Annotated in this window: 19 protein-coding genes; 7 read left to right on the forward strand and 12 right to left on the reverse strand. The window is 71.7% G+C overall.

Annotated elements, in window-relative coordinates; all coding sequences use genetic code 11:
* Window positions 1-369: 369 nt before the first annotated feature.
* Window positions 370-1,062 (reverse strand): TetR/AcrR family transcriptional regulator, encoded by a 693-nt coding sequence (locus F6J85_RS10390; RefSeq protein ID WP_150924915.1) that lies wholly within the window; start codon window positions 1,060-1,062, stop codon window positions 370-372.
* Window positions 1,063-1,175: 113 nt separating this feature from the next.
* On the opposite strand from F6J85_RS10390, the gene F6J85_RS10395 reads away from it, so the two are divergent.
* The gene (locus F6J85_RS10395) at window positions 1,176-2,561 is read left to right on the forward strand and encodes an MFS transporter (protein WP_150924916.1); all 1,386 of its coding nucleotides are present in this window, start codon (window positions 1,176-1,178) and stop codon (window positions 2,559-2,561) included.
* Here the strand turns inward: F6J85_RS10395 and F6J85_RS10400 are convergent.
* A complete protein-coding gene (locus tag F6J85_RS10400; protein WP_150924917.1) occupies window positions 2,558-3,340 on the reverse strand; it encodes a CGNR zinc finger domain-containing protein in 783 nt (260 codons plus the stop codon). The genes F6J85_RS10395 and F6J85_RS10400 overlap by 4 nt on opposite strands.
* A 103-nt stretch (window positions 3,341-3,443) precedes the next feature.
* Here F6J85_RS10400 and F6J85_RS10405 point away from each other — a divergent pair, with 103 nt between their 5' ends.
* Window positions 3,444-4,013 (forward strand): ribonuclease H family protein, encoded by a 570-nt coding sequence (locus F6J85_RS10405; RefSeq protein WP_150924918.1) that lies wholly within the window; start codon window positions 3,444-3,446, stop codon window positions 4,011-4,013.
* 1 nt (window position 4,014) lies between these two features.
* Here F6J85_RS10405 and F6J85_RS10410 read toward each other — a convergent pair whose 3' ends face one another.
* The 3 genes from F6J85_RS10410 to F6J85_RS10420 are packed head-to-tail and all read right to left on the reverse strand — an operon-like array spanning window position 4,015 to window position 6,001.
* A complete protein-coding gene (locus tag F6J85_RS10410; protein ID WP_150924919.1) occupies window positions 4,015-4,269 on the reverse strand; it encodes a hypothetical protein in 255 nt (84 codons plus the stop codon).
* Between the two features lie 41 nt (window positions 4,270-4,310).
* Complete coding sequence (locus F6J85_RS10415; RefSeq protein WP_150924920.1) at window positions 4,311-4,529, reverse strand: putative acetyltransferase; 219 nt, start codon at window positions 4,527-4,529, stop codon at window positions 4,311-4,313.
* On the reverse strand, window positions 4,523-6,001 hold the full coding sequence (locus F6J85_RS10420; protein ID WP_150924921.1) for an SDR family NAD(P)-dependent oxidoreductase: 1,479 nt from the start codon (window positions 5,999-6,001) through the stop codon (window positions 4,523-4,525). The genes F6J85_RS10415 and F6J85_RS10420 overlap by 7 nt, the downstream gene beginning before the upstream one ends.
* Window positions 6,002-6,049: 48 nt before the next feature.
* Between F6J85_RS10420 and F6J85_RS10425 the strand changes: the two genes are divergently transcribed.
* Window positions 6,050-6,463, forward strand: a complete 414-nt coding sequence (locus tag F6J85_RS10425; RefSeq protein WP_191906581.1) for an NUDIX hydrolase — start codon at window positions 6,050-6,052, stop codon at window positions 6,461-6,463.
* Window positions 6,464-6,502: 39 nt separating this feature from the next.
* Here F6J85_RS10425 and F6J85_RS10430 read toward each other — a convergent pair whose 3' ends face one another.
* The 4 genes from F6J85_RS10430 to F6J85_RS10445 all read right to left on the reverse strand — a co-directional run bounded on the left by F6J85_RS10430 (window position 6,503) and on the right by F6J85_RS10445 (window position 15,638).
* Window positions 6,503-6,784, reverse strand: coding sequence for a winged helix-turn-helix transcriptional regulator (locus F6J85_RS10430; RefSeq protein WP_150924922.1), 282 nt, complete (start codon window positions 6,782-6,784; stop codon window positions 6,503-6,505).
* Window positions 6,781-7,185, reverse strand: coding sequence for a VOC family protein (locus tag F6J85_RS10435; protein WP_150924923.1), 405 nt, complete (start codon window positions 7,183-7,185; stop codon window positions 6,781-6,783). The genes F6J85_RS10430 and F6J85_RS10435 overlap by 4 nt, the downstream gene beginning before the upstream one ends.
* Window positions 7,186-7,317: 132 nt before the next feature.
* Window positions 7,318-12,171 (reverse strand): hypothetical protein, encoded by a 4,854-nt coding sequence (locus tag F6J85_RS10440; protein ID WP_150924924.1) that lies wholly within the window; start codon window positions 12,169-12,171, stop codon window positions 7,318-7,320.
* Complete coding sequence (locus F6J85_RS10445; RefSeq protein WP_150924925.1) at window positions 12,168-15,638, reverse strand: hypothetical protein; 3,471 nt, start codon at window positions 15,636-15,638, stop codon at window positions 12,168-12,170. Before F6J85_RS10445 ends, F6J85_RS10440 begins: the two co-directional genes overlap by 4 nt.
* Window positions 15,639-16,042: 404 nt before the next feature.
* Between F6J85_RS10445 and F6J85_RS10450 the strand changes: the two genes are divergently transcribed.
* A complete protein-coding gene (locus F6J85_RS10450; protein ID WP_150924926.1) occupies window positions 16,043-16,810 on the forward strand; it encodes an SDR family oxidoreductase in 768 nt (255 codons plus the stop codon).
* An 85-nt stretch (window positions 16,811-16,895) separates the two neighbouring features.
* Entirely contained in the window at window positions 16,896-17,624 is a 729-nt protein-coding gene (locus tag F6J85_RS10455; RefSeq protein WP_150924927.1) for a sigma-70 family RNA polymerase sigma factor, read from the forward strand.
* Between the two features lie 61 nt (window positions 17,625-17,685).
* Here F6J85_RS10455 and F6J85_RS10460 read toward each other — a convergent pair whose 3' ends face one another.
* From F6J85_RS10460 to F6J85_RS10470, 3 genes are all read right to left on the reverse strand, one after another.
* On the reverse strand, window positions 17,686-18,447 hold the full coding sequence (locus F6J85_RS10460; RefSeq protein ID WP_150924928.1) for an SDR family oxidoreductase: 762 nt from the start codon (window positions 18,445-18,447) through the stop codon (window positions 17,686-17,688).
* 75 nt (window positions 18,448-18,522) lie between these two features.
* Window positions 18,523-18,939, reverse strand: a complete 417-nt coding sequence (locus F6J85_RS10465; RefSeq protein ID WP_150924929.1) for a sigma-70 family RNA polymerase sigma factor family protein — start codon at window positions 18,937-18,939, stop codon at window positions 18,523-18,525.
* Window positions 18,936-19,838, reverse strand: a complete 903-nt coding sequence (locus tag F6J85_RS10470) for an RNA polymerase sigma-70 factor (protein WP_150924930.1) — start codon at window positions 19,836-19,838, stop codon at window positions 18,936-18,938. Before F6J85_RS10470 ends, F6J85_RS10465 begins: the two co-directional genes overlap by 4 nt.
* Before the next feature lie 208 nt (window positions 19,839-20,046).
* Here F6J85_RS10470 and F6J85_RS10475 point away from each other — a divergent pair, with 208 nt between their 5' ends.
* Window positions 20,047-20,793, forward strand: a complete 747-nt coding sequence (locus F6J85_RS10475) for an alpha/beta fold hydrolase (RefSeq protein ID WP_150924931.1) — start codon at window positions 20,047-20,049, stop codon at window positions 20,791-20,793.
* Between the two features lie 60 nt (window positions 20,794-20,853).
* Window positions 20,854-21,636, forward strand: a complete 783-nt coding sequence (locus F6J85_RS10480; protein WP_191906582.1) for an SDR family oxidoreductase — start codon at window positions 20,854-20,856, stop codon at window positions 21,634-21,636.
* Window positions 21,637-21,649: the final 13 nt, after the last annotated feature.

Consider the following 21,649-nt stretch of genomic DNA (forward strand, 5'->3'; position numbering starts at 1 on the left):
GTTCGGAACCTGCGCCGCCGCGCACCGACCGCCGCCCCGCCCGACCCCGCAACCCCGTCCGACCCCGCAACCCCGTCCGACCCTGCAACCCCGTCCGACCCGCAGCCCCGCCCAAGCCGGCCGCCCCGCCCGAACTCCTCAAGACCCGCGCCTCCGCCGCCCCATCGGCCCGGTTTCGGCGCATCCCCGCCCGGATCCGAGGAGTTGGGGACGGACCCGCGGCGCCAAGCGCGACTGAGAGCGCTCACTCCCCCAGGCGCAGGATGCGGGCCGCCATCGCATCGGGATCCCACCCGTGATGGCGGCCTGCGATGCGCTCGGCGACCCACCCGTCGCGGATGCGACCGTCGAACATGGTCATGCCCTTCCCTATAGCGACGTCCCGTCGGTGCCGGCGGAACGGGAGGCGGAGACCGCCGAGGGCGAGGGCGCCCGGCGCACTCCCGTGATGGCGGCTTCCACGACGACCTCGGCGAGCGCGTCCACCACGGCCGGCGGCTGCCACTGCAAGGGTCCGTGCACCGCGATGTCGGCGAAGCCGTGCACCGCAGACCAGCACGCCCACTCCGCGTGCGGGCGGTGTTCTGGAGCGAGCGCTCCGGCAGCGACCATCCCGTCGAGGGCGTCCAGCAGCAGGCGGAAAGGCTCGACGACCTCGTCGTCGAGGGTGACGATGGCGTCGCTGGGCGTCTGGTCGTGCACGGTGAACGCCAGCTCGAACCATCCGCGCTCCCGGCGAGCGAAGTCGATGTAGCCGAGACCGAGGAGACGCAGTCGCTCCACGGATGCGTCGTGCGCGGGCAAGCCGGCCGGCATGGTCTCCAGGCGGTCCGAGATCGCCTGGGCGAGTGCGAGCTGAGCCTGCGCCGCGGCGGCACGGACGAGCTCGCCGCGATCGGCGAAGTGCCGGTAGGCGGCATTGGGTGAGACGCCCACCGCACGCGTCACCTCTCGCAGCGTGACCGCGTCGGGGCCCCCGGAACGCGCCGCCCGGAATCCCTCCTCGATCAGCGCACGTCGGAGGTCCCCGTGATGATAGGCCCGCGTCTTGACACTGGTCATTGCATAGCTCCACCCCGGTGTGTACCGTATGACCACCGAATGTGTACGGCGTCCACATCGAGCGTACTCCCCCTCCTGCCTCTTCCCACCCACCACGCGGAAGGATCCCGCACATGACCGAACCCGTCGCCGTGACCAGACCGCCGGACGACGCGCAGGTCACGCCCGGGCCGCGGACGATGCGCGCGTTCGGCCATGTGCTCGCCAACACCGCGGTGGCCAACGTCACCTCCAGCTATCTGTGGTGGGCGCTGACCTTCTGGGCATACCTGGAGACGCGCTCGGTGCTCGCGACGGCCATCATCGGCGGCTCCTACATGCTGTTGGTGGCCGCCCTGGGCGTCGTGTTCGGCGTGATCGTGGACCGCCTGAAGAAGAAGGCCGTCATGGTGCTCTCCAGCCTCGTGACGCTCACGACCTACCTCCTCGCGGGGGCGCTGTACCTGTCGTTCCCCGAGAGCGTGCTGGTGAACTGGGGCGGGCCGTGGTTCTGGGTGTTCGCGGGCGTGATCCTGGTGGGCGGGGTCGTGGAGAACATGCGCAACATCGCACTGTCCACGACGGTGACACTGCTCGTACCCGCCGACCGCCGCGATCGGGCGAACGGCCTGGTGGGCGCGGTGCAGGGCATCGCCTTCATGGTCACGAGCGTCTTCTCCGGCCTGTCCATCGGACTGCTCGGCATGGGCTGGACGGTCGTCATCGCGATCGCGGCGACCGCCGCAGCGCTCGTCCATCTCCTGTTCGTCCCGCTCCCCGAGCAGGGCGTGGCGCATGTCGAGGGCGAGGCGCCCAAGAACGTGGGCTTCCGCGGGGTCATCCCCGCCGTCGTCGCCGTCCCCGGCCTGCTCGCCCTGATCCTGTTCTCCACGTTCAACAATCTCGTCGGCGGGGTGTTCATGGCACTCATGGACCCCTACGGACTCACGCTGTTCTCCGTCGAGGTGTGGGGCATCGTCCTGGGCGTCACGAGCATCGGGTTCATCCTCGGAGGCGGCCTGGTGGCGAAGTTCGGTCTCGGGAAGAACCCCGTCCGGACCCTGCTGCTCGTCAACGTCGGGATCGCCCTCCTGGGGATGACGTTCGCGATCCGCGAGTGGTGGTGGCTCTATGCGCTCGGGGTCCTCGTCTTCATGTGCCTCATGCCCATCGCGGAGGCTGCGGAGCAGACGATCGTGCAGCGTGTCGTCCCGTTCGAGAAGCAGGGGCGGGTCTTCGGCTTCGCCGCGAGCATGGAGTCGGCCGCGGCGCCGGTGTCGTCGTTCCTGGTCGGACCCCTCGCGCAGTTCTGGCTCATCCCGTTCATGAATTCGCAGCCGGGGCGCGACTCCTTCGGCTGGCTCCTCGGCCCGGGCGAGGCCCGCGGCATCGCGCTCGCCTTCGTCGGGGGAAGCGTGGTCCTGCTGGTGGTCGTGCTCCTCGCCTTCGTCTCGCCCCCCTACCGCCGGCTTTCCGCGGCGTACGCGGCGGCTCCGCCTTCGCTTCCCGCCGCGGATTAGCCGCCTGCCACGTTCCGACCGGTCCGAAGCGCCCGCGCCGCGAGGTTGGGGCGGTAGTCGAGTTCCTCGATGGCCGCCTCCACGCGCAGCCGGGTGGCGGCGCCGACGTTCACGGCGCCGGTGATGACGTTGGAGACGGTCTTGGCCGACACCCCGGCCCGGGCGGCCACGTCGATCATGCGCGGCATCCTCGGGCTCTCGCCGGCCAGGGGTATGGCGTCCTCCACCGCGATCGCCGGCGCGTTGCGGCGGCGCATCTTCACGTAGTTGCCGCAGCCCGCCATCGAACACCACCGGCCAGACCGGTTGCGGGATTCATCCCAGTACGCCCAGCGGCAGGAGTCGCGAGAACATGCCTTCAGTCGCATCCAGCTGCCCTCCGTCCGTGCCGTATCGATCGCGAGCACGACCGCCGCCAGCGGAGACGATCCGTCGTCGCCGCGGGCAAGACCGGGGCGACCCTCCGCATCGAACGTCATCCGGAGAGGCACGTGGGTGAGCGCATCGCGGAGATCGGCCAGGGCGCCGGGCATGGCGTCGTGGCCCGCGTGCGCCAGCAGCACCTCACGCACTCCCTCCCGGATGCGGCGGGCCAGCGTCAGGTCGTCCCCGGTGAGTTCTCGGGCCACCGCGATCCCCTCGCCGTTGCACCACGCCGCCAGATCGGACGGCGTCTCCCATGCGTCGGCATCTCGCTGCCACTCCACTGTGTTGACGAACTCGCGCACGAGTCGCACCGCCGCCGGCACGGCATCGACCGCGTCCGCACCCGTCTTCATGACACCAGTAAACGACTGACGCCGGTGTCGCACAAGCGGAGTCCTGGGTCCCGCGCGGCATCGACGCGAGGAGCGAGGGGGCGAGCGTGAAAGGATCGATGACGTGGTCGACAGCTCCTCCCCCGCCCCATCCGAATACATCGTCGCAACCGACGGCGCCTGCAAAGGCAACCCCGGCCCGGCGGGCTGGGCGTGGGTCGGGATGGACGGCGAGTGGGCCGCCGGCTCGGTTCCCGAGGGCACGAACAACATCGGCGAGCTGCTGGCTCTGCTTCGCGCGCTGCAGCACCACGCGGATGTGCCGCACCTGCGCGTGCAGGCCGATTCCAAGTACGCCATCGACACGTACGCCTCGTGGATGGACGGTCACCGCCGACGCGGGTGGAAGACGTCGACCGGTGCGCCGACGAAGAACCGCGACATCCTCGAGCTGCTGATCGTCGCCCGAGACGCACGCAAGGCCGCCGGGCTCCCCCCGGTGACGCTCGAGCACGTGCGCGGCCACGCCGGGCACGTGTTGAACTCGTGGGCGGACAACCGTGCGGTGCGCGCGTCGCACCATGCCGCGGCGGGGCTCACCCGCGAGTGGTCGACGCGCACCGGTCAGGAGCGCATCGACGTCGCTGTCCTGCCGCCGAAATCCGCGGAAGACAAGCCGGCCAAGCGCCGCTGAGTCACCGGTACGGGTTGACCGCATCCTGCCCGGAGGCCGCGTGTCCCCGGTCCCACGCGTCGCCGCGAGCCTCCAGGTCGCGCGAGAGCGCGTCGGCGTCGAGGATGCGGCGCGCCAGCCGCACCCAGTCGCCCCAAGACGCGGCAACCGTCGGCGCGTCCTCTCCGCCGGCATGCACGTCCCAGCGCTCCGGCGCTTCGGACGGGCTCATCGAGAGGGCGCCCGCGTTGATCGGGCGCCTGCGCGGATCGGACATCTCCTCACCCTAGTGACAGCGCACGCCGCAGCCGGGTACGACTATCGCGGCGTCCGGCGCGCACGGGGCGCGGGGGCGGGCGGCACGGGCTTGGCGGCGACGATGTCGCGCACGGCGATGCGCTCGACGCCCCGTTTGCCGTCGACGACGACCGTCTCCGCGTCGGCGCTGAGGAGTTCGCCGAGCGCATCCGTGGCCTGCCCCGAGGGCAGGAGATAGCGCACCACCACGCGGGCCCCGACGGCGGGGAGGTTCACCATGCGCCGGGGGCGTAGTCCTTGAGGAAGACGCCGAACACGTCCTCCCCCGCTTCGCCCCGCACGATGGGGTCGTACACACGCGCCGCGCCGTCGACGAGGTCGAGCGGCGCGTGGAACCCTTCCTCCGCGAGGCGCACCTTCGTGGGGTGCGGGCGCTCGTCGGTGATCCACCCGGTGTCGACGCTGGTCATCAGGATGCCGTCGGTCTCGAACATCTCGCGGGCGCTCGTGCGCGTGAGCATGTTCACCGCTGCCTTCGCCATATTGGTGTGCGGATGCCCCGGACCCTTGTAACCCCGGCCGAACACGCCCTCCATCGCACTGACGTTGACGACATAGGTGCGTCGCGCGCTGCTGGCCGCGAGCGAGGGCCGGAGCTTGGACACGAGCAGGAACGGGGCGGTGGTGTTCGCCAGCTGCACCTCGAGCATCTCCAGGGGGTCGACCTCGCCCACGCGCTGGGTCCAGGAATTCACGTCGTGGAGATCGGGGATGAGCCCGCCGGCATCGATCGCGGTTCCCGCGGCGAGGCGCTCGAGCGAGCTCGATCCGGCCGCCATCGCCTGCTCGGTCAGCTCGTCGGCGCGGGCGGCCGCGGCGGCCAGGATGGGATGCCCGGCGACCGAGCGCTCCAGCGCCTGCGGGTGGCGGTCGTTCGTGTGACCGAAGGTCAGCAGCTCGGGGAGCGGCCCGTCCGGCAGGGGCGCGAGCTCGGCGTCGACGAGCGGCTGGTACGCACCGGGCGAACGCCGCACCGTCTGGGTCGCGTTGTTGATGAGGATGTCGAGGCTCCCCGCCGACGCGACGTCGTCGGCGAGCCCGATGACCTGGGCCGGATCGCGCAGGTCGATTCCGACGATCTTGAGGCGATCGATCCACTCCGGCGCATCCGGCAGGCTGCTGAAGCGGCGCACGGCGTCACGGGGGAACCGAGTCGTGATGGTGGTGTGCGCACCGTCGCGCAGCAGGCGCAGGGCGATGTACATGCCGATCTTCGCCCGCCCGCCGGTCAGCAGCGCGCGCTTGCCGGTGAGGTCGGTGCGCGCGTTGCGCTTTTCGTGGCTCATCTCCGCGCACGAGGGGCACAGCTGGTGGTAGAACGCGTCGACGACGGTGTAGGGCTGCTTGCAGACATAGCAGCCGCGCGCCTTCTTCAGGGTGCCCGCGGTGGGCGCGGTCGTGGCGGTGCTGATCGGGATGCCGCGCGTCTCGTCGTCGATGCGGTCGGGCGCGCCCGTGGCGGTGGCCGCGACGACCTCGCGGTCGGCAGTGGCGATCGCCTCCCGGATCTCCCGGCGGCGCACCTTCTTCACGGCCTTGAACATCCGCGCGGTCGCCCGCCGGACGGCGACGAAGTCGGGGTGCGACTCGTCGAGTCCGGCCATGCCGTCCAGGACACGGAGCGTGACTTCCAGATCCACCGGATCGATTCCGCTCGGGGACAGGGCAGCGGGAGGGGTCTCGGGAAGCACACACGATCTTACGACGGGGCCGATGGGCGGATCCTGTACCGTGCCACAGTGAGCTCCGTTCTCGACCCCGCCCCCGCGCGCCGCATCCACGTCTCGGCCGCGGTCATCCTCGACGCGGAGGGGCGCCTGCTGCTGGTGCGCAAGGCCGGGACGACGGCGTTCATGCAGCCGGGCGGGAAGCCCGAGCCCGGCGAGTCGCCGAGCGAGACCCTCAGCCGCGAGCTCGCCGAGGAGGTCGGGATCCATGTGGCTCCCGCCGACCTGTCCGCCCTCGGCACGTTCACGGCCGCCGCCGCCAACGAACCGGGCTTCGTCGTGGTCGCCGAGGTGTTCGCCGCCGACATCGGCTCGCAGCATCCCACCATCGGCGCCGAGATCGCCGAACTCCGCTGGGTCGCCGCAGACGACGTGGATGGCATCGACATCGCGCCACTGGCCCGCGAGCACTTCCTCCGCCGCTGAGACGCCAGCGGCTTCGACGCTGCGCCTCCGGAGCCACACCTAGGCCCCCTCGGCGCCCCAGCGTCCGAGCGCGACGATCGCCTCGCGCAGCGCAAGCCCGCGCTCGGTCAGCGCGTAGGCCCGCGTGTTGTGCCGGAGGGGCAGACGGGACAGGACGCCGGCGGCTTCGAGCTCGCGCAGGCGGGTCGCGAGGATGTTCGTCGGCACTCCGAGGTCGCGCTGCAGATCGCCGTAGCGCTGCGGCCCGTCGAGCAGCCGCTCCACGATGAGCAGGGCCCACCGTGCTCCGACGATGTCGAGGGCCGCGGCGAGGTCGCTCACGCGGTCGCGTCGGCGTCCGGCTTCATCCAGAACGGTGAGTAGTGGTAGCCGTCGGGGTCGTCGAACTGGCGCTGGTACATGAAGGGGTAGTCGTCGGTGTCACCGATCCGTCCGCCGGCGGCGCGGGCACGCTCGACGAGCTCGTCGACCGCCTCGCGGCTGCCGAGGTCGAACGAGACCGTGACCTTCGAGGGCGTGTCGGGTCCACCCACCAGCTCCGCCACGGCGCCGACGCTCGCGTACATCTCGCGGCTGCCGAGCATGACGTACTGCTCGGGCGCGATCGCGAAGCACGACACGTTGTGATCGGACATCTGGTCGTTGAGGGTCCAGCCGAGGGCGGTGTAGAAGGCGGTCGCGCGGTCGACGCTCTCGACCGGGCAGGTGATGAAGATGCTCATGCGGTAACACTTGCAAAATACAAGTGAGCCGTCAAGGCCCGGCTGCGCGCTCCGGTCGTGGTCGGTGATGGACCCGCTGGCGCCGACATCGACCGCGCGTTCGTGGCCGTGGACGGAGCACGGACTCACCGCCTAGAGGTACACCTCGTCGGCGAAGACGAGCCGCTGCTCCCAGCGCCCCGGCTCGCCGCTGTTCGGGTCGCCGTCGGGGTCGCCCTCGAAGCGCTCCCACTCCTCCACGACGACGCGCCACGTCGCCGGGCGATCAGTGGGGGTGGTGAGCGGTATCGCCTCGGGCGAGTCGATGTCGGCAGCCCAGGCCCACTGCGCCGCTACCTCGCCGCTGCCGGCGCGGACGAGTTCCACGATGCGCTCGTTGCGCCATCCGAGGTCGCCCGGCACCGCCGCATCCGCCCGCTGCAGACGCGCGACGAGATAGCGGTTGAGGTCGGCGCCGGGCACCGGGACGGGCCGCGACGGCGCCCCGGACGTGCCACTGGAGGCCGTGCCCGACACCACGACCCGCACGTGGGTCGCATCGGTGCGGCTGACCGTGGTGGTGCGTTCGGGGGGAAGCTGCACGAAGTCCGCCTGCACGGGGTCGGACAGGTGCGCGCCGGGCACGCTGTCGGGCTGGAAGCGGGCGACGGCGAGCCGGACGAACGGCCAGAACGCCCCGCGCGGATCGACGGCGACATCGACGTACCACAGGCCGCGGTCGGGGTTGAAGCGCGGCCGATACCCGAGTATGACCACATCCGTCGCCGGCACGTCCTTCGTCGCCGGCAGGGGCAGCGTGACCTGCGCGGTGACCGGTCGGGCGGGGCCGTGCTCGTCGAAGCCGAGGAACGGCATGAGCTCCTCCACGTCGATGAGCGTCATGGGCCGCAGCGGCATCGTGTTGCCGGTCCAGATGGGGTCCTGCCCCCACTTCGACACGTACGGATAGCCCGATCCGAGCAGGTCCGGCCCGTCGCCGGATGCCGGCGGTGGGCCGGGCAGGTCGTCCTTGGCTCCGAGGGCGAAGAGCACACCGAGCAGCTCCCCCTCCCCGCTGGTGTACCAGGGGCGCTCGAGGTAGATGCGCACTCCCGCCCGGCGGCGGTGCCGGATGGCCATCGGATGCTCCGGCTCCTCCGCGAGGCGGCCCTCGCCGGCGAGTTCCGAGGCATCACCGGAGGCGGGAGCGTTCGGATCGGAGTGCGACCAGCGGAACAGCGGGAGCACCGAGTGGATGACCGGTGGTGCCGGCCGCGCCGTCGACGGGACGGACAGCTCGACCGCGCGACCCGCGACGCTGCCCGCCTCGGTCCCGGGCTCTCCCTCGAGCAGCTCCGGCGGGAAGTACTCGCGGAACCGTGTGCTCGCCACGGCGTGATAGCGCACGCGACGATGGCGCGTGTCGCCGAATTCGTGCACGGCTCTGTGCAGCGACAGCGTGCCGAGCATCGGGATCGGCACGGTGGCGTCTTCGGCGGTCAGGATGGCGATGTCTTCGGACGGGCGGATCGGCGTCGTGAACGCCACGGCGGATGCGGGAGTGCGTCGCGTGCCCGCGACGGTGCCGGCGGCGGGGTCGTCGTCGACGGCGGGGTCGTCGGACACGTCCTGCCACTCGGCGCGCATCGTCACCTGCGCGGTGCTGGGTCCGTGAACGTCCAGCGCGCCGAACAGCACGCACGACGTGGCACCGAGGGGTCGAATTGGGGTCAGTGCGGTGGCGTCGGGCCGCTCGAGCGGGCGCGGGACGGCGTGCACGAGCAGCACGTCCTCGGCGGGTGTGAACGCCCACAGCAGTCCGTCCGCGACCGCCTCCCGCACGATGCGATCCTCGCGGATGGCGGGATCGAGCGTCCGCCACACGCCGAGGTGCTCGAGGCGTGCGCGATGGAGGGCGCTGGAGAGCCGGAAGCTCTGGAGGTCGCCCGGCGGCAGGCGGAACACGAGGGACGCCGCATCCGCCGTCGCCCCCAGCCGGTCGGCACCCTCCAAGGCCAGCGACAGCGTCGACACCTCGGGCCAGCCGCGGTCCGACACCGCGAAGTCGACGGTGAACCCCTCGAACTCGCAGGGCGCGGTGAGGGCGCGATCGAGGCCGGCCTCGGGGAACTGCACGGAGATCCCCCGCACGATCGGATCGGGCAGATACGGCAGCGGGATGCGCGTGCCGGGGTTGGCGACGAACTGCCCGCCCGGGACGGGATCGCCCGGGTGTGCCAGCGGGAGGCTCAGCACGTCGGCGGGATCGACGCCGGGCTGGGCGACGATCCGCGGCGGAGGCTCGACGGGGATGCGCCCCAGGGGCGTGTCGAGGTCGGCGATGTCGAGGTCGGAGAAGGCGCCGTTCTCCCGCAGCGCCGCCGCCAGCGCACGGCGCGGACCGTCGGGCCCGGTGACGATCCGGTCGAACGCTCCGTGCTGCTCCGCCTGCAGCTGGGAGGTCTTCGGCGGTGCGAGGTGGCGCCGGGCGGCGGCGGCGAAGACCCCCGCCGCCTCCGGATGCGTCGCCTGCACCGATGCCAGGTAGTCGGCCGGCGCGGTGACGGTGATCTCGCCGGTCGCGGAATCCTGCGTCACGCCGCTGCGGATCACGAAGACCCGCAGCGACTCGCCTTCGCTGTACGCCCCCGTGGGCACGATGGCGGGAGCGGGCGCCGGGTCCCACCGCAGGTAGGGGCGGAGAGGCGTGACCGTGGCCAGCGAGCGCCCGACGACCGCCGGCGCGAGGTCGCCGGCACGACCGACGTGGTCGACGAGCAGGTCGCGGTACCGCGGGAGCTCCGCGCTGGCGAGCGGGGTCGCCAGCGGCATGCGCGGCGCCCGGGTGACGGCGTCGTGGATCGCGGCGGTCACCATCGCGCGCCGGCTGGGCGCGGCGTGCTGCGCCGTCAGGTCGGCGCGCACCCCGACCCCGAGCCGCCGCGTGGCGATGCGCCGGTTGACCTCGTCGGCGACCGGGTCGGGAAGCAGGGTCCGCAGCGCGGTGGCCGTCCCCGTCGGCGGGGTCGTCGCGGTCGCCGACCGTGCGGTCGAGATGGTGCTGACGGCCGCTGTGCGCAGCGCCGTGGCGACGGGCCCGAACGAGCCACCGCCGATACGCCCGGCGCGCCGCTCGGCGTCGGCGCCGAGCACGCGGTCGGCGAGCACGCGCGCCAGCGCGCTCCTGAGGTCGCGGGCAGGCCGTCCGGGTTGCACGCGGCTGTTGCCGGCCAGGTCGACCTGCCATGCGCGGAACGCGTAGTCGCGCCCGAACCGCAGGACGGGGAGCGACCCCGGCAGGACCGTGTGCGATGCGCCGAGCACATGGCTCGGCACGTGCCGCGGGTCGGCGTCGGGCTCATCGAACCCCCCGGGACGATAGGGCTGCTCGTCGTACCCGGACTCGTCATCCCCCGACGCCGGTTCGTTGCGGATGGTCGCGCCCGGGCGGGGGGCCGACAGGCTCCAGCCGTCCCATCCGAACAGCGCCTCGTGCACGTGCACCGGCGGGTCGGGAACGCCCGGCGTCTCGTGGGCTGTGGTGCCCTGCAGGTATCCGAGCGTCTCGGGGATCTTGACGGGCTCGTGCCCCTTGATCTCGAGCACGGTGCGGCGCCGGTGCAACGACGCCCAGCGCTTGGCGGTGTCATCCCACACCTCCACGCGGAAACCGCGCGTGACCTCCTCGGCCGACAGCGGCGCGAGCCCGCCGACGCCGGTGCCGAGATCGATGGATGCGCCCAGCGCGGTCTGCCGCGACATCCGCTGCTGCGTGTCGATCGCCCGTTGACGCCGCGCGACGGTGAATCCGGAGGCACGGAGGGCGGGCGGGGCCGCCGAACCGGGTGCGCCGTTCGCCTCGATCCGGGCGAGCCGGGGCAGCGACCAGAGGTAGCGCTCGGCTTTGAGCGCCGTGCCATCCGCCTCCAGATCCAGCACCGTGAAGGTGGGGCCGCCCAGGGCGAGCGCGCCGTCCTGCCACTGGTCGGATGCGGGGACGGTGAGCAGCGCGCCGTCGCGGGCGGCCCGCACCTGCACGCGCGGCGAGCGGCACGCGTCGGCCGGCAGGGTGGGCACGGTGATCGTGGCCGACAGCACCGTCGACTGCGACAGCCCGGCGAGGTCGTCCACCTCGAGATCGACCACGAGCCCCAGCATCCGCATGAGCTCGGGATGATCTCCCACCATCGCCAGTCGCTCGTGGAACTCCTGCTCGCGCGGCCCGAGCGGCGTCGGCGCGACGGAGGGCTGCTCCGCGTAGGCGCCCACAGACTCGGGGCGCTCGTAGAAGCGGCGCGCGAGATGCAGCTGCAGCAGGCCCCGGTCGAACCCGGATGCGGCGGCCACGGCCTTCTCCTGCGCGGTGAGTGACCCGGCCAGCATCGTGTCGAACCGCGCGGTCAGCGCCGCCTCGTCGGGGAACTCGCGCCGGATGTCGGTGTTGAGGTCACGGAGGATCTGATCCCGGTCGTCCTCACCGCGCCGGTACGGCCGCGGGGCGCGCAGTCGCTCCAGCTCTTCGCGCGTGGGCTTCGGATCGTGGCTCGGCTGCATCGGCATGACCCGGTTCATGTGGCGCGTGGTCGGAAGCGCCGACGGCAGCGGCGGGTCGGTCGGTGAGATGAGCGTCGCCTGCATCGTCAAGGCACGCCCGATCTCCTGCACGGCGGCCGCGTCGAAGCTGCGCCACTGCCGTCCGGAGAAATCCGGTGCGGCCGGCCCGGCGACGGAGGTTGCGGCAGGGAAGACCGCGGCCCACAGGGATGCATCCGCCACCGTCAGGCTCGCCTGCGCGGGGAGCTGACCGTGCTGATTGCTCAGCACGATCGTGGTGTCGGGATGCATGAGCGCACCCGCCCAGTCGGGGAAGCACGCGAAGTCGCCGAGGGTCGCGCCCTCCGCGGCATCCGGAACCAGCCTCGGTGCCACGAAGAGCGACACGTGCGGGCCCACGCCCGCGACCCACGCGCGCGGCAGGGCGATGACGGTGAAGATCTCCGTGGTCATGCCGGGAGTCCTTTCGTCAGGCTCTCGGTATCGAACGCGGCCCAGTACTCGTCCCAGTCGGGCCAGGCGCCGTCGCGCACCATGAGCTGCTCGAGGGAGGGGTCGCCGTTGGCTCCGGCGAACTGGCGCTCGGCCTCGATCGTCACCGACCCGGAGAAGACGAACACCTCGACCTCGACGGTGATCCGCGCGCGCCCGAGCATCTTGCCGGTGTCGAACATGTACGTCAGTTCCATGTACAGCTCGATCGAGGCCGAGATGAGCCCGAGCACGTCGACCTCGCCGCGCAGCCGGAAGTAGCCCGTCAGCGACCCCTTGTCGGACTCGAGCCGCAGGTAGACGCCGATCATCGCCGAGATCGAGCCGCTGGCCACGCCGAAGTCGACCGACAGGGAGGCCCCAGTCTCCAGGCCCAGTTCGAGCACCTCCAGGCCGTCGGGGGCGAGGCGGATCATGAACCATCCGCCCCCGCCGATGAAGGCCACGGCGAGGGTGAACGGGCGCTCGCGCGTGCAGAAGTTGAATCCGACCGACAGGCTCTTGCCGAGGAACGGCACCTGCAGATCGGCACCCAGCGAAAGGTTGGAAAGACTGAAGACGCCGACGGCGAGCGAGGGCAGCCCGAGGCTGAACCCGGCCGTGAGCCCCTGCGGCGTCACCTCCAGGTGCGGCGGGTCGGAGAACCCGTCGAAGGGGATGAGGTCCTTGATCGTCTCCACGAAGCTCAGCACGCCGACGAACTCGATCTCGCCGAGCACGACATCGACCTCCGCCTTGCCGTCTGCTCCGGCGACGAAGGCGATGCGCTCGAACGGCACGCGCATGAGCGGCTCGCTCGGGAACAGGTGCAGCGTGAAGTCGCGCAGCTCGGCGGCGGCCCTCGCCGTCGACGGGCCCGGGCCCCCGGTCTTGCCCTCCACCAGGATCGAGAGCGCGTCGTCGGGCATCGTGATGAGGGAGTTCGGCGCCGCCGGCCACCCCGTGACGATCTTCGGCGACCACTCGAAGCGGAAGCGGCCGGCGGTGACCGCGTCGGCGAGGCCGGTCAGCGCGACGATCAGGTCGTCGACGAGGGAGGCCGCCGTGATCGCCGCGTCGAGCCCGTCGATGATGTCGGTGAGGGTGTCACGGAGGAAGGGCGTCTGCTCGGGCAGCTTCGGCCGCAGCGCCGCAAGCGGTGCCCTGACCTGTTCGAGCGCCGCCTTCAGCGTCGCCGCCAGGTCCTCGGGCTGGGCGCTCGTGACGTCGGCGAGTGCGTCCGCGAACGCCTGGGCTGCCCCGGATGCCGCGGCCTCGGCATCCGCCATGAGGTCGCGCGTCACGACGTCTTCGACCACCCCGGCCGCGCGCTGGAGCCGTTCGGCGGCCCGCTGGAGGTCGTCGAGCAGCTGCAGCGCCGGTCCCAGCGACTGAGTCACGACCTCGGGGATGTTCTCGGCGACGTCCTCGATCAGGTCGGCGAGGCTGAAGATGCCGAACAGGCGCGGCATGACGCCGGCGAGGAACCCGGCCGGGTCGAAGTCGAGCCGCTCGACCTTCGCGAGGTCGTTGACCGGCCCGCTCGCGGTGGACAGTCCCCCGACGGAGAGACTCGGCGTGACGAACCCCCCGGCCCGGTCGCTCGAGGTCGACGGCGCGGTGCCGAACTCCATCACCGCGAGGGGTACGGGAGGATCGTCGGCAGCCCCCGTCCCGGGCACGACGGCGGGGATGGGCGTCGCGCCGTTGAGCACGGCGGCCCACACCTCCCCCGCGTTCTCGCCCTCCGCGACGTACGCGGGGTAATAGCCGATGGTCGTCGCTCCCGTGCCGGTGAGGCGTTGCACGGCGTCGACCGAGACGTCCGCCGAGCTGAGGAACGGGGTGATCGCCCCGGGCGTGGCGCGTCCGCGCAGGCGGATGCGCCGGGTCTCGGTCGCGGAGGTGCCGGCGTTCGTCGGCGGTGTGTAGGCCACGGCCTGACCGTGGAGGTCGATGATGCGGTGCGGGCTGGCATCGTACACCTGCTCGACGGCGGAGACGCCCGCGGCGGTGCTGACGTGGTTCTCCGCCACCCACAGCAGCGGCGTGCTGAAGGCGACGGCGCGTCCCTCGCGGTCGACGGCGTCGATCGTGAAGCGGAAGTCGACGTGATTGATCGTCGGCCAGAAGAACTTCTCCTCGTCCTTGCCGGGATCGTCGAGGTTCGGGGTCACGAGCGGGCGGATGCCGACGCGCTGGAACGGCGAACCACGATGGGCCGGCAGGGGGTACTCGCGCACCGGTTCGTCGATGACGAGGAACTTGCGCTGGAACAGCGCCGCGACCGAGGGCGACCGGGTCTTCATCTTGCGCTCGGTGATCTTCACCAGCGCGGTGCGATGACGGAAGGGGAAGAGGAACCCGGGATACATCACCCGCACGTACTGGTCGCGGCCGAAGGGTGCGAGGTGATCCCACGCGAGGATCGAGGCGTACCCGGCGTCGGTGTAGGGCGTGGAGTTCCACGCACCGTGCAGTTCGAGCCAGGCACCCAGACCCGACAGCCACAGCTTGTCGGCCCGCACGGGGGCCGGCGGGATGGCGCCGGCCTTCCCTGGCCACGTCTCGGCGCTCTGACGCACGAGGATGTGCCGGTCGCGCCGGTTGAGCGACCCGCGGAACGGCCGGTCCTCCGCCTCGCTGGGAGAGCTGAGCGCGGCGGGGGCGACCTTCTGCCAGTCCGAGGGGTCCAACCCGTCCCGGTCCCGTGCCCAGATCGCGCGCACGGCGGTGCCCGTGGGTGGCTCGGGAGGCGCCGGCGGCGCGTCCGGCTCCGGGGGCATCCGCGTCAGCCGGCTGTGCCACAGCTCCACATGGCGGGTGTCGTCCCGTTCGGCGACGGGGCGCGTCGCGTGCTCCCACCGTCCGGTCCGGTTGGGCGAGATCACGAGGCGGTAGGGCGCCTCGATCGCGGTCTCCCGAGCACCGGGGGGCTCGCTGAACGTCCCGTCGCCCCGCCGCCTCAGCCGAGACGGTCGGGGGTCGCCGCTGTCGGGATGCGGCGGCATCCGGTCCGGCGGTGGTGGCGGGCCGCCGGGCAGGCTCACGTCGTCGTCGACGAGCCGGTGCAGGACGGGCCGCAACCGCGACATCGCGGCGAGCACCCCCTCGGTGGTCAGGTCGATCCCGTCGTCGTCGCCGATCTCGAACACCAGCCGGGTCGAGCGGGCGGGCCGGTAGCCGACGGGAGGGGTCGGCGTCGGCGCATCCGTGCCGACTTCGAAAGCCGCTTCCTCGTGCCCGTGCTGGTAGGGGTAGTCGATGGCGAGCAGAGCGGTCTGGTCCCGCTTGGCGAGGAAGAGCCGCCCCTCCGCCTCGCCCTGCCACAGCTCCGCGCCGTAGAAGGTCGCGGTCAGCGCGAGGAGGTCCCGCGGGCGCAGGAGGTCGACCATGATGATGTCGCCATGCGCGTTCGCGACATCACTCGGCGTGCTGTAGCTGGTCACCCCGTCCGGCTCGGGGGATCTCGGCGGCAGTGCGATATACCTCCAGCCGCCCAGGAACCGCTCCACGTGGGGCGGAGGAACGGCGCGAGCGCGCGTGTCCCGTCGACGCTTCGGCGACATGGCGCCTCCTCGCTGCATCGAGGTGGATCGGATTCCCAGATCGCCGTGGTGCTCGGCGCGGCCCGAACGGGCCCAGTATGCTCGCCATTCCAGCTGCCCGGTAGGGGTGCTCAGGCACGGCCCGCCGCACATCGAAAGCCGCGGCATCCGTGGGAACTCGGGGCGGATGCGTCCAGGCTGACCGCCGGCCGTCGCGGGGTCGTATGCGCCGCGGTGTCACAGATCGGCCCCCTCGGCGGTCACTCCTGGCAGAGGTCCGCGTGGGCCGGATCGGAGACCGTGACATGAAGATCGTCGTCGTCGGAGGCACGGGTCTGATCGGTGCCCGCACAACCGCACTGCTCAGGTCGCGCGGCCATGAGGTGATCGCGGCAGCGCGGTCGACCGGGGTGGACTCGTACACCGGCGAGGGGCTCGACGACTCGCTGGCCGGCGCGCACGTCATCGTGGACACATCCAATTCGTCGTACGTCGACGAGGCCGCCGCGCGGGAGTTCTTCTACGCCTCGACCCTGAATCTGCTGACCTTCGGTGCTGCGCACGGAGTCCGTCACCACGCGACCCTGTCGGTGGTGAACACCGAACGGCTCGCGCGGGCTCAGGGCGGCTACTTCCAGGCGAAGGCCGATCAGGAGAGGCTCATCACGACGTCGGCGCGGCCGTACACGCTCGTCCACGCGACGCAGTTCTTCGAGTTCGTCCGCAGCATCACCGACTCCGCCACGCAAGGCGGAGTCGCGCGCCTGCCCGACGCGCTCATCCGGCCGATGGCCGCCGACGACGTCGCAGCGGCCGTGGCCGCCGCCGCGGAGGCGGAGCCTCGCCGCGGCATCGTCGAGCACGCCGGACCCGAGGTCTTCGAACTGCGCGACCTCGCCGTGCGGGAGATGAGGTCGCGGCGGGACGACCGCGAGGTGATCGCCGATCCGCTGGGCACGTACTTCGGTGCCCGGCTGTCCCGTCACGACCTCCTCCCCTCCCCCGGCGCGCACCTCGCCGCCACGCGGTTCGGCGACTGGCAGCAGCGGGGGCGCCTCGTCAGTTCGCGCTGAGGCGGCCGAGGATTGCGCATGACGGCGTCTTCCGCGCCGAGGCGGGCGGGGTAGCGTGTCGGCCGGTGCAGGCAGCGGAGGTGACATGGGTACCCACGTCGCCGGCGACGACGCTGTGACGGTCTTCGACGCCGAACGGCGACGGCTGTTCGGCGTCGCCTACCGGATCCTCGGTTCCACGCCCGACGCGGAGGACGTCGTCCAGGAGACCTGGATCCGCTGGCAGAGCTGCGACCGTGGCGAGGTCAGGAACACGGCAGCCTTCCTGACGACGGTGACGACCCGCCTGGCGATCAACGAACTGCACAGCGCGCACGCGCAACGGGAGACCTACATCGGCCCCTGGCTCCCGACTCCCGTCGACACATCGAGCGATCCGACGCTCGGCGCCGAGCGCGACGAGGCTCTGAGCCTCGCCGTCCTGCTCCTCATGGAGCGGCTGACGCCGGCCGAACGTGCGGCGTTCACCCTGCGCCATGCCTTCGACTACCCGTACGGGCAGATCGCGGAGATCCTCGGCGTCACCGCAGTCCACACCCGTCAGCTGGTGAGCCGCGCGCGCGCCCATCTGGACGCCGCCCGAGCGCACAGCGTCGACGGTGAGAGACACCGGCGCCTCTTCCGGGTGTTCCTCGATGCCGCGCGCGGAGGCGATCGTGCGCGGCTGGAGACCCTGCTGGCCGAGGATGCGGTCAGCTGCACCGACGGCGGGGGAACCGTTCACCGCACGGCGGCGCGCGAGGATCGGGTGTCCCAAGTCCTGTGGGTCATGGCTCCGGACAAGCTGCAGCCTCTGCTTCGAACGAACGCCTGATTCGCCTGCGTCCCGCGGCCCGGGCCGTGCGGGGCGCCCGTGAGGACACCCCGCACAGCCGCTAACGACGGGGCGGATTGGCCGGAAGCCACTCGTCCAGGCTCGTCGTGAAGATCTGGGCGCCCTGGGCCGGGAGGAGCGTCTGCTTCGAGATGTGCGCGCCGTAGTACTGCGCGTCGGGATCCTGCACCACCTGTCGCGGATCGTTCCGGAAGGCCAGGCCCCGGCGCACGAACTCGTCCATCGTGAACTGCTCCGGCCCGGCGATCTCGATATCGCCGTTGACGGGTTCGCCGGCCGCGGTGCGTGCCACGGCGGTGGCGACGTCCTCGGCGGCCATCGGCTGCATGAGCGCGCCGGGCAGGTGCACCGTGTGGTCGCCGTCGGTGGAGATGTCGGCGATGGATCCCAAGAACTCGAAGAACTGTGTGGCGTGCACCAGGGAGTAGGGGATACCGGATTCGCGGATGAGGGTCTCCTGCGCCGACTTCGCGCGGAAGTACGGGATGTTCTGCGGACGATCGGTCCCGACGATGGTGAGCGCGACGTGATGCCCCACGCCGGCCGCCGCCTCGGCGGCGAGGAGATTCGTGGTCGACGTGGTGAAGAAGTGCATCACGTCGTCGTCCGCGAAGGAGGGCGAGTTCGAGACGTCCACGACGACCTGAGCGCCGGCGAGCGCCTCGGACAGCCCCTCGCCGGTGAGGCTGTTGACGCCGGTGTTGGGGGCTGCGGCAACGGCGTCGTGCCCGTGCTCCGTCAGCTTGGCGACCACCTTCGAGCCGATCAGACCCGTGCCGCCGATGACGACGATCTTTGCCATGTTCTTGCCTTTCTCCAGTCGGCGCCCGGGCGGCGCCGTGCAAGTCATGACCGGAGCAGTCACCGATGTGTGACGTCACGACGACCTGTTCCAGCGGGAGAGCTTGTCGGGGTTCACCACGACCCAGACGGTGGCGATCCGACGCCGGCGAACCGCCGTCACGACGACCGCCATCACGCCCGCGCGACGCCGCAGGACCAGTGCCGGTGCACCGTTGACGGAGACGACCCTCGCCGTGGCGCGCGCGTCGGGGGGCAGCACATCGAGAAGAGCGGCCGCCACGGCGGTGCGCCCGCGGACCGGTGCCGTGGGCGCCGGGACGCGTCCGCCTCCGTCCACGACGAGGGTCACGGTCGCGTGGAGTGTCGCCGCCACGGCAGCCGTACGACCGCTCGCCACCGCATCCCGGAGAGCGTCGACGGCGGTGGGTCTGCCGCCGGTGGTCCGCTCCCGGGCACGCTTCCCGCACGTGGGTCCGCGCCCGGCCGTCATGCTCCAGCCGGAACGACGTGCCGCAGCTTGTCGGGGCTCATCACCCACAGAAGCTGCGCGATGCCGGCCCCGGCGGACGTGATGGTGACGATCGTGGTGACCTCGCCACCCTCGGACAGCGTGGCCGCGGGCTGGCCGTTGACCTGCACCCATCCGACCGTCTTGCCCGTCCAGAAGTGACTCGAGAACGCCGCGACGAACTTCGCCACGCGCCCGCGGCCGTGCACCGGAATGCGCGCGGCGAGCTTGACGCCGTTGCCGTCGGTGTAGCTGACGACGTCCTCGGTGAACAGCTTCTCGAGCGCCGCGACGTCGCCCCCTCGGGCGGCCGTGAGGAACGCTTCGAGGAGTCGTCGCTGATCCGGAGCGGGCGCAGGGATGCGGCGACCCTCAGCCAGGTGGCGGCGCGCGCGGCTGACGAGCTGACGCGCGCTCGTGACGTTCGATCGGACGATCTCCGCGATCTTGTCGTACGGGTAGTCCAGGGCTTCCCGCAGCACATAGGCCGCCCGCTCGGTCGGGGTCAGATTCTCGAGCAGCAGGAGCACCGCGAACTGCAGGGCCTCCCCGCGCTCCGCGCCGAGCGCGGGGTCGTCCTCGGTGTTGACCGGCTCGGGAAGCCATGGGCCGATGTACGTCTCCCGGCGAGCGCGCGCGGACTGCATCTCGTTGATGCAGAGCCGCGTGGTCACCGTCGTGAGGAAGGCGGCAGGCTCTCGCACGACGCCGCGGTCGGTGCGCTCCCACCGGAGCCACACCTCCTGCAGGATGTCCTCCGCATCCGCGACGCTCCCCAGCATCCGATAGGCGATACCGAAGAGCCGCCGCCGCTCGGCGGCGAAGACGTCTGTCGGCGTGCGCGCCTCGGTCGTCTCCTGCGCCCGCGGTGTGTCGTCCATGCGCCCTCCACCCTTCTCTCTGCCGTGGGCGCACGCGACGGTGCCCCTGGACTGTCGACCGGACGGCGCGCCGTGTTGTGACGCGACACGCCGAACCCGCCTCATTCCCTCACCGGATCCGACGGGGTCGATGGCGTCCGTCACATCCCGCCGGCCTGACCGGTCATATCTCTCAACGACCCGCCCCGACGAGAAGGAACACAGAACAATGACCGATCCCCAGCCCACCATCGTCCTGGTCCACGGCGCCTTCGCCGAGTCGGCCTCGTGGAACGGCGTCATCGCGCAACTGCAGGGTCACGGTGTCGCCGTCGTGGCCGCGGCCAATCCGCTGCGGAGCCTTGCCGGCGACGCCGCCTACGTGCGCGATGTCATCGCCTCCACCGGCGGACCCGTCATCCTCGTGGGCCATTCCTACGGCGGAATGGTGATCACCGAAGCGGCCTCGCGCAACGACGCCGTCGTGGCGCTGGTCTACGTCGCCGCATTCGTGCCCGACACCGGGCAGAGCGCATTCGAGCTGTCGGCGAGCGAGCCGGGGAGCACCCTGGCCGACGCGCTGGACGCGTATCCCGTCCACAGCGGCGGTGACGAGTTCGTCATCCGGCAGGATGTCTTCGCCCAGCAGTTCGCCGCCGATGTGCCGTCGGCGCACGCGACGCTGATGGCGGCGACGCAGCGGCCCGTGACGCAGGCCGCCCTCACCGAGGGGCTCCCGACCGATCGGCCCGCGTGGCGGGACATCCCCTCGTGGCACGTCTTCGGCGAGTTGGACCGGAACATCCCCGCCGCCGTCCACCGCGCGGGAGCAGCACGCGCCGGCGCCCGCGAGACACGCGAGATCACCGGTGCGTCGCACGCGGTGTCGGTGTCTCAGCCGACGGCCGTGGCCGACACCATCGCCGCCGCGGGCAGGGCCTCCCGAGCCGGCCGCGCGGCAGCCGTCACCGTCTGAACCCGTGGGCGGCGCCGGTCTCTTCCGCCGGCGCCGCCCGCTCAGCAGAGGAGCAGAACCATGAGAATCGTCCTCGTGGGCGGGACGGGCCGGATCGGCACCCGTGTCGCCGCCAAGCTGGTCGGGCACGACGTGGTCGTGGCCGCGCGCTCGACGGGGGTGGACTCGGCGTCGGGAGCCGGGCTGCGCGATGCACTGCGCGGCGCGGAGGTCGTCGTCGACGTGACCCGCCCACCCATCTCCGATGGTGCTCCGGCCGACGCCTTCTTCAGGCGGTCCACGGCCAACCTTCTCCGCGAGGGCCGGAACGCGGGCGCCCGTCATCATGTCGCGCTCACGATCGTCGGGACGCGCCGTCACACCGACATCCCCTACTACGCAGCGAAGGCGATGCAAGAACGCCTGATCCGCGGGTCCGGCACCCCCTACACGCTCGTGCACGCGACGCAGTTCTTCGAGTTCGTCGGCGAGGTCGCCGACGCAGCCACGGCGGGCGGCTCCGTGCGGCTGCCGCGCGCGCTCGTCCAGCCGATGGCAGCCGGCGATGTGGCGGACGCACTCGTGCGCACCATCCTCGCGACTCCCGCGAACGACGACATCGAGATCGCAGGGCCCGAGCGCTTCCATCTCGATGACTTCGTGCGGCGAGCGCTCGTGGCACGCAACGACTCCCGCCTTGTCCTGGCGGATCCCCGTGCGCGCTATTTCGGCGGACGCATCGGGATGCGCACCCTTCTTCCGGGCCGGCGTGCCGCCATGTCCGCCACGCGCTTCGACACGTTGCTCGCCGAGCTCCGCACGAGTGCCGTGACGACCATCAATCCCCTACCCGAGGAGCTGTGATCCCCGTGGTCGA

This window comes from Microbacterium lushaniae (genome assembly GCF_008727775.1).
In the GTDB taxonomy this organism is placed as follows: Bacteria; Actinomycetota; Actinomycetes; order Actinomycetales; family Microbacteriaceae; genus Microbacterium; species Microbacterium lushaniae.